The sequence below is a fragment of the Quyinboa mangrovi genome, assembly GCF_042219825.1.
Taxonomy (GTDB): domain Bacteria; phylum Bacteroidota; class Bacteroidia; order Bacteroidales; family UBA5342; genus JBHJHP01.
Window position 1 is genome coordinate 451217 of the sequence record NZ_JBHJHQ010000004.1, and the last position, 14855, is coordinate 466071.

Annotated in this window: 9 protein-coding genes; 4 read left to right on the top strand and 5 right to left on the bottom strand. The window is 41.7% G+C overall.

The annotated features are described in order from the left end of the window. Positions 1-165: 165 nt before the first annotated feature. Entirely contained in the window at positions 166-3783 is a 3618-nt protein-coding gene (gene dnaE, locus ACE1ET_RS10655; protein WP_375728386.1) for a DNA polymerase III subunit alpha, read from the bottom strand. 181 nt (positions 3784-3964) lie between these two features. Here dnaE and ACE1ET_RS10660 point away from each other — a divergent pair, with 181 nt between their 5' ends. Then, positions 3965-4915 (top strand): glucosaminidase domain-containing protein, encoded by a 951-nt coding sequence (locus ACE1ET_RS10660; RefSeq protein WP_375728387.1) that lies wholly within the window; start codon positions 3965-3967, stop codon positions 4913-4915. 6 nt (positions 4916-4921) lie between these two features. Here ACE1ET_RS10660 and ACE1ET_RS10665 read toward each other — a convergent pair whose 3' ends face one another. From ACE1ET_RS10665 to ACE1ET_RS10675, 3 genes are all read right to left on the bottom strand, one after another. Further along, on the bottom strand, positions 4922-5545 hold the full coding sequence (locus ACE1ET_RS10665; protein ID WP_375728388.1) for a YdeI/OmpD-associated family protein: 624 nt from the start codon (positions 5543-5545) through the stop codon (positions 4922-4924). 263 nt (positions 5546-5808) lie between these two features. Then, positions 5809-6702, bottom strand: a complete 894-nt coding sequence (locus tag ACE1ET_RS10670; RefSeq protein WP_375728389.1) for a permease — start codon at positions 6700-6702, stop codon at positions 5809-5811. Positions 6703-6758: 56 nt separating this feature from the next. Beyond that, positions 6759-7997, bottom strand: coding sequence for a DUF362 domain-containing protein (locus ACE1ET_RS10675; RefSeq protein WP_375728390.1), 1239 nt, complete (start codon positions 7995-7997; stop codon positions 6759-6761). A 229-nt stretch (positions 7998-8226) separates the two neighbouring features. Between ACE1ET_RS10675 and ACE1ET_RS10680 the strand changes: the two genes are divergently transcribed. After that, positions 8227-9471, top strand: a complete 1245-nt coding sequence (locus ACE1ET_RS10680) for an outer membrane protein assembly factor BamB family protein (protein WP_375728391.1) — start codon at positions 8227-8229, stop codon at positions 9469-9471. Between the two features lie 3 nt (positions 9472-9474). Here ACE1ET_RS10680 and ACE1ET_RS10685 read toward each other — a convergent pair whose 3' ends face one another. Next, the gene (locus ACE1ET_RS10685; RefSeq protein WP_375728392.1) at positions 9475-11859 is read right to left on the bottom strand and encodes an alpha-L-rhamnosidase-related protein; all 2385 of its coding nucleotides are present in this window, start codon (positions 11857-11859) and stop codon (positions 9475-9477) included. Between the two features lie 325 nt (positions 11860-12184). Here ACE1ET_RS10685 and ACE1ET_RS10690 point away from each other — a divergent pair, with 325 nt between their 5' ends. Together ACE1ET_RS10690 and ACE1ET_RS10695 are read left to right on the top strand one after the other, a co-directional pair. Beyond that, on the top strand, positions 12185-12559 hold the full coding sequence (locus ACE1ET_RS10690; RefSeq protein WP_375728393.1) for an endonuclease domain-containing protein: 375 nt from the start codon (positions 12185-12187) through the stop codon (positions 12557-12559). Between the two features lie 669 nt (positions 12560-13228). After that, positions 13229-14653 carry a DUF1593 domain-containing protein gene (locus tag ACE1ET_RS10695; RefSeq protein WP_375728394.1) on the top strand — a complete coding sequence of 475 codons (1425 nt, stop codon included), beginning with the start codon at positions 13229-13231 and terminating at the stop codon, positions 14651-14653. The last annotated feature ends 202 nt before the right edge of the window (positions 14654-14855 follow it).

Below are 14855 nucleotides of genomic sequence, written 5' to 3' on the forward strand. Positions count from 1 at the left end.
TTAATGTTAAACTAAAAATTCAGAGCTCTTATGTGACTACAAACATAAAAATATTTTTTAATCACAAACAGTATTCAAGTCAGATGTTTTGTACAATATTAAATTATTTTTTTTGTTAAAACCAAATTCATTGGTGTTTAATGTGTTAGAGACCTTGAAGATATGTTAATTAACATAATATGACACTCCTTCCATCTCGTTTAGATTCTGTAACAATTCGTCGGTAACATTGATACGGATTCCGCGTGAATGAAAGCTAACCACATGATTATCTTCGGGATTTACAATTTTAAATGACAGCAATACGCTCCCTTTGTTATTATCAAACATCTGATACAGGTCATTCACATTATTCTCGTTGACGGATCCCAGATCCATATTAAGAGTCATCTTTTTTACCAGCTTTTCCCTGACTTCACTCAGTAGATTGATGGATTTTATACTGAAATCATATTTTGTATTATCCCATCTACGTTGCTGAACACGGCCTTTAATCATGATGATATAGCCAACCTGGAAGAAATTCTTGAATTTAATGTAATCTTCACCGAAAAAAGCAAAGTCAAAAGGACCATGATAGTCTTCCACGGTTAGTATTCCAAATAATTTTCCGTTCCTTGTTGTTCCGGTTCTGAATTTTGTCACCATGCCTCCGGTTGTAATTTCTTTTCCCAGCATTTCATCCATGTTATCAAGCATAGGCATCTGGATGTTAAAGAAATTCTCTATCTCAAACCTGTAACTGTCTAAAGGATGAGCCGAAAGGTAAATGCCAATAACATCCTTTTCTTCGTTCAGCTCATGCAGTTTCGACCATGGATCACATTCCGGGATGTCTGGTTTTTTGATCTGAATGGCTGAACTTCCCATATCTCCAAATAACGAATTCTGCTGCGATGCCTTATCGTTCTGAAACATGTTGCCGTACTTGATCATGCTCTCGATAAAGGTGTTTTCATCGTTGGGTGCCTGGGCAAAAAATTGGGCTCTGGTCTGCAGGTTCAGGTTATCAAAGGCACCTGACTTTGCCAACGCTTCCCAGTTCTTTTTATTCACAGAAGTCAGGTTCACCCGTTCTGCAAAATCGAAAATATCTTTAAAACGTCCGTTTGTTTCCCGTTCTTCAACGATATCAGAAACTGCATTTTGTCCCACACCCTTTACTCCAACCATGCCGAAAAGGACCTCACCCTTGTCATTTACTGCAAATTTGTGAATACTCTCATTTACATCCGGACCTTTAACCACGAGACCCATTCTACGGCATTCCTCCATGAAGGTGGTTATTTTGGTGATGTCGTTAAGGTTACGCGACAACACGCCTGCCATAAACTCTGCAGGGTAGTGGGCTTTTAAATAGCCTGTCTGGTAAGCGATGCGGGCATAACATACCGAATGCGATTTATTGAAAGCATAACTTGCAAAAGCTTCCCAGTCCTTCCATATCTTCTCGATAAGTGTATCCGGTTTTTTATCCACTTCCTTACACCCTTCAATAAAAGCGGGATTCGACTTACACCCTTCCATGAACTTCACTTTCAGGTTATCCATCATAGCCTTGATTTTTTTACCCATGGCTTTACGCAGCGAATCCGATTCACCGCGGGTAAACTGACCCAAATGACGCGACAGAAGCATCACCTGCTCCTGGAATACAGTGATTCCGTAGGTTTCATCCAGGTATTCTTCCATCATTGGATGATCGTATTCCACTTTTTTACGGCCATGTTTGCGATCAATGTAATCGGGGATATATTCCATTGGTCCCGGACGATACAAGGCGTTCATGGCCACAAGGTCCTCAAAGCGGTTTGGCTTCAAAGCCCGGAGATGCTTTTTCATTCCGGGTGATTCAAACTGGAAAATAGCAGTTGTCTCACCACGACTGAACAGCTCAAATGTTTTTTCATCATCTTCAGGTATGTGATCAATATCTACTTCAATACCCTTTGATCGTTTAATGTTGTCCAGAGTCTCTTTTATAATGGAAAGAGTCTTTAAACCCAGAAAGTCCATTTTTAATAAGCCGATGGATTCTACAAAACGACCATCGTACTGGGTGGTGAGCAATTGTGCTTCTTTGGCAGGCATTAAAGGTACGTGCTGATCCAAAGGATCACGACCGATAAGGATTCCACAGGCATGTACACCGGTCTGGCGTACAGAACCTTCCAGTGTTTCTGCAAACTTAAGGGTTTGAGCCACTAACGGATTATCCGACTCTTTTTCCTTTTCCAGTTCGGGAACCTCCTTGAATGCTTTTTTAAGTGTGATTTTAGGTGTTTCAGGCACCATTTTAGCTAAGCGGTCCGCTTCAGGCAGCGGTAATCGAAGAACACGCGCCACATCGCGGATAGCCAGTTTTGCTGCCATTGTTCCAAAGGTACAAATGTGCGCCACCTTATCTTTTCCGTATTTTTTGGTTACCCAATCCAATACAAGTTGCCGTCCGTCATCATCAAAGTCTATATCCACATCGGGCATCGAAATACGATCAGGATTCAGAAAACGTTCAAACAGCAGGTCGTACTTTATGGGGTCAATATTGGTGATCCCGACACAATACGATACGGCGGCACCGGCTGCAGAACCACGTCCCGGACCAACCAGAACACCCATTTCCCTGGCTGCATTGATAAAATCCTGCACAATGAGGAAGTATCCCGGAAAACCCATGGTTTTGATGGTTTCCAGCTCGAAGTCGATACGATCCCTTTTTTCTTCCAGGGTGTCTTTATATTTTTTTGCAGCTCCTTTATAAGTCAGATAAGTTAGATAATCCGATTCAAGCTTTACTCTGATCACCTTTTCATAACCGCCCAGTCGATCAAAAGCCGGTCCGAATTCTTCTTTTAGTGATTCTTCGTTGAATTTAGCCCGGTATTCCGCTTCAGTTCCAAATTCCTCGGGAATAGGGAAGATTGGCATGATTGGATCCGCATTCAGTTTATATACTTCCACCTTATCCGCAATTTCCTGCGTATTCTGCAATGCTTCAGGAACATCAGCAAAAAGGGCATTCATTTCTGCCGTGGTTTTCAGATATTCCTGCTTAGTGTAACGCATCCTGTTCTCATCGTTCAGATCTTTTCCTGTATTCAGGCAGATGAGCAGGTCGTGGGCATCTGCATCCTCAGCGTTGATAAAATGAACATCATTAGTGGCAATCAGCTTGATATCGTGTTTTTTAGCCAGTTCTATCAGGTGTTTGTTCACCAAAACCTGGTTGTCATACACATCCGCTCTCAATGCAGGATCATCCGTTTTATGTCGTTGCAGCTCTAGATAGTAATCATCTTTAAACACCCTTTTAAACCACTGAATGGTTTCTTCGGCATCATCCATATTACCTGCCATAATTTTTTGAGGTACCTCGCCACCGATACACGCAGAGGTCACAATAAGACCTTCGCTGTATTTTTCAAGGGTTTCCTTGTCTATCCTGGGGCGGTAATAAAACCCTTCGATATTGGCTATGGAGACCAGCTTCAGGAGGTTTCTGTAGCCTTTTTCATTTTTTGCGATCAGGATTAAATGGTAGTTGGACCTGTCCTTGTCTTTACGGTTGTTTACCACATAGGTTTCGACCCCTAAAAGCGGCTTGATGCCCTCTTTGTTGCACAGATCATGAAACTCCTTTATGCCGAACATATCACCGTGATCAGTGAGTGCAAGAGAAGTCATGCCATCATTTTTAGCTTTTGCTATGAGATTCCTGAGGCTGGCGGCACCATCAAGAATTGAATATTGTGAGTGTACGTGCAGATGCGTATACGGTATCATTGTAAAAAAAATTTAGCAAATAAAATTAGTGAAGTCAGTGGGGGATTCATGAATCTTAAACAAAAAAACTATCAACAAGTTTTAAAAGAATTTTTTACTTGAAATTTCGTTAATAAGTATTACGAAGTGTTTCAGTTGTTTAGATTTTGATTTTTTATTTTTGCATCATATGTTTAATAAGATGATACCGAAAAGACCATTCCTTGTTTCTGTTCTGTTAATGGTGATATTTGCCATGAATGCACAGACACTTACCCGCGAAGATTATGTAGAAAAGTTTGCTCCTATAGCTATAAGAGAGATGCAGCGATATGGTATTCCTGCCAGCATTACCCTGGCGCAGGGCATTCTTGAGTCATCAAACGGAAACAGTTATCTGGCTCGGGTTGCCAATAACCATTTCGGCATTAAATGCCACGACTGGACAGGACCTTCGGTTCATCGTGATGATGATATGCGGAATGAATGTTTCCGGAAATATAAAGAACCAGTAGAGTCGTTTGAGGATCATTCAAAATTTTTGACATCCAGGGAGCGTTACAGAATTCTGTTCGAACTAAAGGTGACAGATTACAAAGGGTGGGCGAGAGGACTGAAAAAAGCCGGATATGCCACTGATCCTCAATATGCCAACCGTCTTATAAAAATTATTGAAGACAATGAATTGTTTTTATACGACCGTGGTGTAAAAGTTGAGTTCACCGAAGATGAAGTCATTAGTACCCGTAAAACAAGAAAACAGGAACCGGTGGATAATTTTGTAATCAAACCGTTTTCGTCGCATCAGATTTATTCCAATAATAAAGTAAATTATGTAAAAGTGCGTCCTGGAGATAGTTTTCAGAGTATTTCGCAGGAATTTAATCTGCGTGACTGGGAATTGTATAAATATAACGATTTGCCTGAGGATGCTTATCTTACTTCGGGACAGGTTGTTTATATTCAGCCGAAACGTAACCGGTCAAAAAACTATGAGTTTCATGTGGCTAAGGAAGATGAGTCCATGCGCGAAATTTCCCAACGTTACGGGATAAGATTGCGTAGTCTGTATAAAAAGAATAATATGGATAAGGGAACACAGCCGCAGCCGGGACAGCGCATTTATCTGAAGCATCATAAACCCTCGAAATAGATTGTTTTAATGGTCATGCAGTCCTTTGCCTTCCAGAATTCGGGGAATGCATTTCTCAATACGTGTTTCGCGGGTTTTAGATTGTTTTGGTTGTGAAAAATAGATGAGATAACCTTTTTGCCGACCTGGTGTTAAAGCTTCAAACGCTTGCCTCAATACAGGTTCTTCATCCAGTTTATGTTGTAGCTCTTCAGGCACAGCATATTCATTCACCGTTTTAAATTTTACTTCACGTCCTTCTTTTTCAAGCTCAATAGCTTCATGAATAAAAGCTTTTAATTCGGGTTCCTTTTCGATGATCTGCTGGATGTTAGTAAATTTGATCAGTCTGCCAGCCTGTGAATTTTCTCCCGGTTTATCTAAAATTCTTTCAGGATCTTTTAACAGGGAACCTTTGAAAAAACTAAGAGCACAGTATTCCCGGAAGGCGCTCATTATGGCCACATTTTTATTATGCCAGGTATAACAGGGGACACCCCATTTTAATTCTTCGTTTAGTCCGCAGTCCAGGATGATCATTCGCAACAGATTCAGTTCTTCCGTCCAGTTGTGAACCTTACATTGCGGAGTGCCGCCAAATTCACACCGCATACAGCCCTGACTAAGATATATGTCAATTTCGGGATTCATATTATTTGTTTGACAGGATTTTAGAAGGTAGAAGTGAGGTTTTGATTTTTATAACAAACAGGAATCGCGTGTGGTTCAAGGTGCATTAATTTCTTCATATCCTGCATATGAATAGCCTGTGTTGAAGTGCCGGGAATTGGTAAAAAAGGAGGAGGATTAAGATCCTCTTGGTTTATTTCAAGGCTTTCTCTTATGTGCTTTTCAGGATGATATACCGATTTCCTATAAAAGTTTTAACCATTTTTTTTAGAAATCATGCATCATTATAATATCAGGTTAATTATTAGTCCTGCTATCACGGAAAACAAAAAGACATATGAAAAGTAGAGGAAAAAGCTTTTGGTTCCCAATGCAATTTTTAATGCTCCCAGGTTGGTTATTTTGGTCCCCGGACCGGAGATCATAAAGGCGCCGGCAGCGCCCAGGCTCATTCCCCGATGCAGCCAGTCCATTAACAGGGGAATCGTGCCACCGCCACACACATAAACCGGAACACCAAGAGTGGCAGCCATCAACACACCAAATCCCTTTTGTTCCCCAAATAGTTTTGCGAAACCATCATTTGGCACGTAGCGTTGAAAAAGTGCGGTCAGGATAATGCCGATCAGAAAATAAAGACCGGTTGCTCTGATGTTTCGCCACAGATTCTTTAAAAAACGAATGAAAAGATTAGGATGCGTGTCCCTGTTTGCTCTTCCTGAAAAACCGGAGAAATTAAAAAATGTACGATTTCTGTAAAACGCAGAGATAAGTAATCCGGCAAATATTCCGCCTACAAAACTAAGTGAAATACGAATTATCAGTGCTTCCATGCCGAGTGCTGCACTGTATATGATAAGCTGAGGATTCAGCAGGATAGAACTCATCATAAAAGCGGCCAGCCAGTCCTGGCGCATACCTTGTTTATGAAAGGAAGCCACAATGGGTATGGTGCCGTACATGCATAAAGGAGAAGCAATCCCAAGTAAACTTGCCGGTATTATTCCCAGTAATCCTAACCGGGTATCTTTAACAGAAGCAAAAAGCTGGTTTATCTTTGTTTTTCCAAAAACAGAAACGACAGAACCAATTAAAATTCCAATTAACCAGTAAGGGAAGATCTGGTTGAAAAGAACGGTAAAGTAATACCATAAATAAATAAATTCTCTTTCAAGCATGGGAAGGCATCAGGTAAAGCTGTTTATGTTTATCCTTTTCAAAGTGCGATTCAAATTTATTCTTTCATTAATGATGCCTGACGTATTACCGCATCCCCCGAAATAAACTGCATCACATACCGGCCTGAGGGCAGGTTCTGAATGTGAATTTCCGGTTTGCTTTCATACCTGGCAATAAGTTTTCCCAGCATATCAACAACGTGAACATAATCGTATTTTGAAAAATTAGGAATGTTTACCCCCGAAGATGCCGGATTGGGATATATCAGCTCTTCAGATATCTCATTTTTTTGTATCGCCGTATTTGAAACCTTCAGTAGGTTGTATTTCCTGGTGCCAAATCCAATATCTTCTGCATGTTCAAGTGTATGAATTCCGTTGCGTGATTCCATTCGTTCAATCAAATCGTGTCCGTCATGTGCCGCATACACCAGGTCGACGCAGGCCTGATCCAGTGCAACCGGGTCAAGTGAGGCCAGAATACCAATATCAGCCATCGTCGGGGCCGCAGGACTGTTATCGCAATCACAGTCTACCGATAAATTATTCATGACACTGATGTAGATAATGCTGTCTCCCATGGCATTGTCGACGGCAAACGCTGCCTCAGCCATTGATTCCAGGAATGGATCCTGTGCTCCGCCCCACATGCTGCTCATGCTATTGCCAGCCGTATGGATCCAGCATTTACCTGCTCTTGCTGCAATGCCGATGGACATATTTTTTATAGCGCCTCCAAAACCGCCCATGGCATGGCCTTTAAAATGAGAGAGTACGATAAAGAAGTCATAATTATCAAAATGTGAACCCACAAAATCTTCGGTAATATTAGTTCCGTTCGGTACAGGTAAACCAACATAGCCGTCTTCGTCCATAATATCTGTCGGTGCGATGGCCGTAAAGCCATGATCTTCAAGTACCTGCTTATGCATGGCTGTGCTTGCCCTGCTTCCTCCATAGGCTGTATTGCATTCTACGATGGTCCCATCAACAGTTTGCACCAGGTCTTTGATAAAATCCGGTGTTAAAAAATGATGACCGCCTGGTTCACCAGAATGCAGTTTAACAGCTACCTTCCCTTTGGCTTCACGGCCCAGTGCCTGATAAACCGCCATCAAACCTTCCGGACTTAGATCGGTAGTCATGTAAACCTTTGCTGTATCAGCATATGTTTTTACTGTTGTCAGCGATTTGGACAGATGTTTCGTTTTGGGGCTTTCCTTTTTTATGGCGGAACTACTAGCGAATAGGATCAGTAAAATAAGTGGAATGGAGTAATATGGCAGCCTTTTCATCTTACAGAAATTGAGTATTATTATCGGTTATGTAAAGATAAGGTTTTTTAACAGATTGAATTTATATATATTACGGATTGTTCTACCATTATTACGGATTTCAAGTGCATGCATAAATTATATCGGATGAGTAAGTTATATTTGTGTAACATAATTACAGATATGATATTACATTAATGCTTTTATCAAAATCTTGAACGTTAATTTTTAATTCTTATACAATATTATTATGAAAATTATAAGCCTCACTTTTGTAGCTTGTTTACTTTACTTCACAGCTTATGCTCAGATCTATCAGTTCCGTGGACCGGATCGTGATGGAAAATTTCCTGAAGACGGACTTTTGCAGGAATGGCCTGAGACAGGTCCGCAATTGCTGCTGGAATATGAAGGGATTGGTGATGGTTGGTCCTCAGTAATTTCCAACGGGAAATATATTTATGCGTCCGGGAAAAAGGATAGTATGGACTATCTGACCTGTATAGATTTTGAAGGTAACAATAATTGGCAGGTGGCTTATGGCAAGGCATGGGAAGCATCTTTTCCGAATACCCGCGGTACGCCAACCCTGGAAGATGGACGGATATATATTGTCAGCGGGATAGGAGAACTGGTATGTCTGAAAGCGGAAACCGGGGATATCAACTGGAAAATTAATGTGGATAAGGAATACCAGGCGGATTGGCATACCTGGGGTGTAGCCGAATCGCCGTTGATTGTGGATGATAAAGTTATCTGTTCGCCGGCAGGAGCAGGGGCAACATTTGTGGCTTTTGATAAAATTACCGGAGAGGAGGTATGGAAGAGTCCGGGTACAGATGGCCAGCGTTCCTATGTCTCGCCTGTTTTGCATCAATTCAACGGGAAGCCTTACATTTTAGGGGCATCAGCCAGTGACCTTTATATTGTGGATCCTGAAGATGGTGCCATCAGAACATCCTACCGGTATTTTGATCCTGTCAAATGGAAATGGCAACCCAAAGGCATGATCTGGGCAAATTCACCCGTGGTAAAAGAAAACCGGATTTTTATTTGCATCGGTTATAATTATCCGGCCAAAATGCTGGAAGTCAATGATGATGTTTCTGTGATCAGCGAAGTTTATACCGATTCGGTTCTGGATAACCATCATCACGGCTTAATAGAACATGACGGATACCTGTACGGATCGAACTGGATCCATAACAATGCCGGAAACTGGGTTTGTCTGAACTGGGATACCGGTGAGGTGATGTATGAAGAGAAATGGAATTCCAAAGGAGAAATGGTGTTTGCCGATGGCCTGTTATATGTGTATGTTGAAAAGACAGGTGATGTGGGCCTTGTAAAACCGGATCCGGCAGGTTTTAAAGTCATCAGTTCCTTCAAAGTGGAAAAAGGACGTGGACAACACTGGTCACATCCCTATATTTATGACGGCAAGCTCTTTCTCAGGCATGGGGATGCACTTCTGGTCTACAATATTAAAGCTTAACGTCTACTTTAGCGTGGCATCGAAACGCCATGTGCCAGGTAAAGCATAAAATGTGACGTAATTGCTGTTTTCTCCACCTCTGGAGATTCCCTCCGGACTGTGTCGAAACCTGCCATTTTTCCAAATAGTCTTACCATTCACCGTAATAGTTTGAATACCATATTGTTTAGGGATTCCGATGCATGCTTTTGTTCCCTGCGGTGATTCGAGGTTCATTGTAAAACGTTCTGAAGAGAGCACATGCATAACTTTTATTTCTCCTTTTACCGTCGGAACCGTCTGATTGATTTCTGTCAAGCCGCCCATCTGTGGCATTACCTGGTAAACCGCCCATCCCGGTTCAAGCGGAGCAACTCCGGCAATGTTTTGTGATAAAACAGTGTTAGGTGCATTCCATCCATGGTTAATGGTGCCTTCACTTAACCCGTTCCACACCTCCCAGAGTGTATTGTATTTTTTGCTGTTAACCATCTCGGAATACCGTTCCTTCATTCGGATCAGAGCCAGTGAATCGGAGCCGGTTTTGCAAAGCGCTTCCAGTACATATTTCTCCATATAGGGACTGGCAAACCTTTTTTCCTGTAATATCTTCCGGATGCCGCTATACTGATCCGGTTTGGCCAGACCGGCAAGAACGGCCATGGCATTAGCCCTGTCATCAGGTTCGGAAAGTTCAGAAGAGCGAAAGCATTGTTGATCATCCTTCCAGAATATTTTTGAAAAATTTGTGGAGATGCTGTTCATTCTGGTCCGGTAATCTAAAGTGTCTGTAGCATACCCACTCATGGCTGCCATGGGAATGGCTGCTTTCAGCGCAAGGTAATACCATGTATTGTCCAGAACTGCAATATCGATATTGGTTCCCCAGTCACCCCAGTCCCAGGCTCCGCGACGATGTACGACAAGACCATCCGGTCCCATTTTCCAGATTGCCAGGTATTTCCTAACCGCCGGATAGGCTTCACGAATGGTTGTACTGTCGTTGGTGTTCATAAAATAGTTCCAGAAGCCATACCAGCCAATGCTTGCCAGCATCTGTTGAGGCAGTTCAGCGCTCCATTTTGTGGCGGTAGGGGAGAAAAGGGTGCTGTCTTTTCGCTGCCAGGCCACCAGTGTTTTCATGGATTTCCGGATCAGGGCATGAGAAGTGGTATCGAGGGTGTAAAAACATTCACCACTCTGATTCACGACATCGCCCCACCACAGGGCACGTTCCCGGTCAGGACAATCCATAAAATTATCGTACATATTAATGTATAATGTTCGGCGGGCCATGGTCCAGAGTTTGTTATAAAACGGATCGTTACATGAAAAACTACCGGTAAAATCAGCCGGATAACCGAGTTCCCTGTATTTCAGTGAAATGATATTAACTCCTTCAGGTATGCTGTAAAGCACGGTGTTACCACTCATCCAGACCAGACTTTCAAATTCCTGAATGCCGTCTTTGGTTATATATTCTGCACGGTTGGCTGGTCCCTCACCGAAATCATACCAGCCATCATACTGGTCAGTTTGCATATTGATCTGTTTTCCTTCCGGCGCTTTGACTTTCAGATAGACTGAAACCCTTGCATCATAGGGCAGAACTGCTTCCACCACTTCTCCGTTACCGGTTTCAGGAATGGCTTCAGCATTCACATAGTCCTGTAATCCACTGTTCTTCCATTGCGGAAACGGACGTTTGACCATGGTATTCCAGGGCAGCACTGGCGGTACACCCTTTTCAGTAGCAGATTTCCATGATGAATCATCGTAGCCGGGGAGTTGCCAGTCTTCAATCGTGTCATTGGCTGCATTAAACCTGACATTCCAGACCGATAAGCGCATATTGGGTTGTCCTCCTGTGACAGAATGCTTGTAACCTGGATGAACTTTTAATTTCCATGTTGAATCAGATACCACTGGTGTACCCCCGAAATTAGCATCAAATAAAAATCCCCCTTTCCCACTGTCGTGATGTGAAAAGCCTTCTCTGCCCCAGTACCAGACCTTGGCTGCAATTGTATTCGTCCCTTCAATCAGGTATGGTGCCAGGTCAATTTCGTCATACCAGGTTTCATTCAGCCGGTCCCGTTTGAGCTGGCCTTCAAATACAACCTGTTTTCCATTAATCCACAACCAGTATTTAGAATCAGCAGAGATACGTGATGTTGCTTTTTCAGGAATATTACTCAACCGGATATTTTTACGAAAACACATCCACGTGTCCTGCGGACCATCCGCATCCTGCCAGATCCAGTTAGTCTTCCAGACGTCATTTACCTGAGTGTCTGGACTACTCTGGTTGGATTGTGCACTTAACAGTATGGGAATGATAAGAAAAGAGAGTTGTAATACAAGTTTTTGTATGGTAATAGTTCGTTGTTTTTTGTATTGCACAGTCATAACCTGTTAATGTGTTTTTATAATAATTAGTTAAATGCAAATTTAATTTTCTTTTGCAGGTTATCTGATAAATAATTCGTCATTGTCTGTTATGAATTCAACGGTATCTTTTGAAGTCATTAACCAGGACACTCCATGGCGCATTTGAAAGTTCCGATGTCCTCCTTTTTTCAAAAGGAGGTGGCATTCCGATGTAAATCGGGATGACGGAGGATTTATTTTTCTGTCTCACCTAATACCAACCGAAGTGTCGGGATCGGAGGATTTTAGTAATAATAGTTTGAAATGGGTCTGGGTATCCATACCTTTGAATAAACCCTGAACAATGAAACTAAATTACAGTAAGCACAATAAGGATTTTGCTTGTGAGAACAGAAAACATGGTACCATGGGAGAAGCAATTTTATGGCGGGATGTATTAAAAGCAAAACAATTAAACGGGTATCAGTTTAACCAGCAGTACAGAGTTGGTAATTATATTGTTGATTTTATTTGCCGAAGGCTAAACCTGATTATTGAATTGGATGGCAGTTCACACAAAACAAATGGGGTAAAGGATTATGAGCGCGAAAAGTGGTTGACAGATTTGGGTTATACTGTATTAAGGTTTTCAGAAAATGAAGTAATCTACCATCTTAATTATGTAGCTATGGATATACAGAATATGGTTGAAAAACTGGAAAAGGAATCTGATGTTTGATAAATCCTCCGCCTCTCTTACGTTCGGCACCTCCTTTTCCAAGGAGGACACTCCATGGCGCATTTGAAGACTCTGACGTCCTCCTTTTTTCAAAAGGAGGACGTCATAGAACCATACATAATTAAGAAAATTGATTTGGATTATTTTGAAGAATAAATAATTACTATAGAAGCAATAACCCAAATTATCAATATCTCAATATTAGTTTTGCTTTCCTTTTACTACCTTTAAGCCATATTAACCAAATTACGTTAACATATCAGTATGAAGTTGCAGACGGGGAGACTATATGTAATGTACTTGAAATAAAATTTAAAGATTCACTGGTTCACATCCCGAAATTAATGCAGCATAAAAGACTTCTGCCTGTAAGAAATTTTCCGGTGGCTTTTTATGATGACTTTACAGATCGATATTAAATCCTCTGTCCGTCAGCCGACGGACACCTCCTTTGTTAGCAAAGGAGGACGATCCACAGAGATTCTCAAAGTTCCGATGTCCTCTGTAAGGTGCCATTATTTCAAAGAAATAAATTTTTATATTGCAAGCGTTATTATTAACATTTACCCTTGTTTGACGAGATACAGAAATTTACTTATTTTTCAGAATTGTATCTTTGTATGGATTTTAGTAATTCTTTTAAACAAACAGGGAAAAGTCAAAGAACGTATGATGAAAACCTCCCATATTTTATTCATCCTGATATTTTGTGTTACCGGAGCTACTCGAATTTTCAGTCAGAATACAAAACCGCGTGTGATTGTCACCACTGATGGCGAGGCAGACGATCGGGCTTCGATGGTGCGGTTTTTGTTAACCTCCAATGAATTCGATGTAGAAGGGATTATCAACAGCAGTTCGCAGTTTCACTGGGTTGGAGGAACAGGATGGAATGCATTTCATCCCGTATCCTGGGTAAAAGATTATATTGATTTGTATGCAAGGGTTTATGATAACCTGAAATTACATGATCCGGATTACCCGTCGCCTGATTATCTCTTGAGCAAGTGGAAAGTAGGCAATATAAACGGTATCGGAGAGGATGATATTCGTACCGAAGGCGCAGAACTGATTGCTCAGGTAGTGTTAGATGACAGTGATTCGCGTCCTGTTTGGGTGCAGGCATGGGGAGGATGTAATACTATTTCTCGTGCGCTTAAAATAATCCAGGAAGATCATCCCGAACGTATGAAAGATGTGGCGGGAAAACTGCGTTTATTTTTGATCTGGGAACAGGATGGCACCTACCAGGACTATATTCGTCCCAACTGGGAAAAGTATAACATCCCAACTATAATTTCCGACCAGTTCGACTGCATGGCATATATCTGGCCCAAAGTACTTCCTGAAGAGGTGAGAACGTATTTCGAAGCAGACTGGATGAGGAAACATATCCTGAACGGACATGGGCCGTTGTGTGATGCCTACGAAAATAATAACGAAGCATTTAATGCTGAAGGCGATACTCCTTCATTTTTATATAATATTTCTAATGGTCTGCGCTGCATGGAATCTCCCGGCTGGGGGGGCTGGGGCGGACGATATGTTTGGGTCCGTAATAATGTGTGGATGGATCCCCTGCCAGACTCAACTTATAAGCGTCCCACGGGCCGTTGGTTTATTGATAACAGCTGGTCGAAAAAGATGGAGAATGACACGGCAAAGGTAGAAATGGATATTCGAACCAACTATTTTAAGCCCATCTGGCGCTGGCTGGATGATGTTCAGAATGATTTTGCTGCCCGGGCGGAATGGTGCGTCAGGGATTATACTTCTGCCAACCATCATCCTGTTGTGCGTTTAAAGAATACACCATTGAGCATAAAAGCAAAAGCAGGTTCCAAACTAAAACTGGATGCAGGTAAAACATACGATCCGGATGGAGATGTCTTATCCTTCAAATGGTGGAATTACATTGAGGCAGGCACATATTCGGGAAAAGCCATTTCGGGATCAGGAAAAACTAAATTCAAAATTACGGTACCGGATGATGCCAGACCCGGAGATACCATCCATATGATCTGCGAGGTCACTGATTCAGGAAAACCACCCTTAACAAGATATGTGCGGGTTATTATTACTGTGATACCATAAAAAAACTCCATCTTTGGCACTTACTTTGTAAGAAGAAGGAGGGCACATTTGATTGCTATTGTACGGACGGGGACTTCATCCGCTACAACAAGTTACTGATATGAAACTACCACTATTTGGGAAAGAATTCCCATACATAACCATATCATATGCCTAATTTCACCTTTTAATAAAAGTGATGTGACCGCGATGCATTATGGGA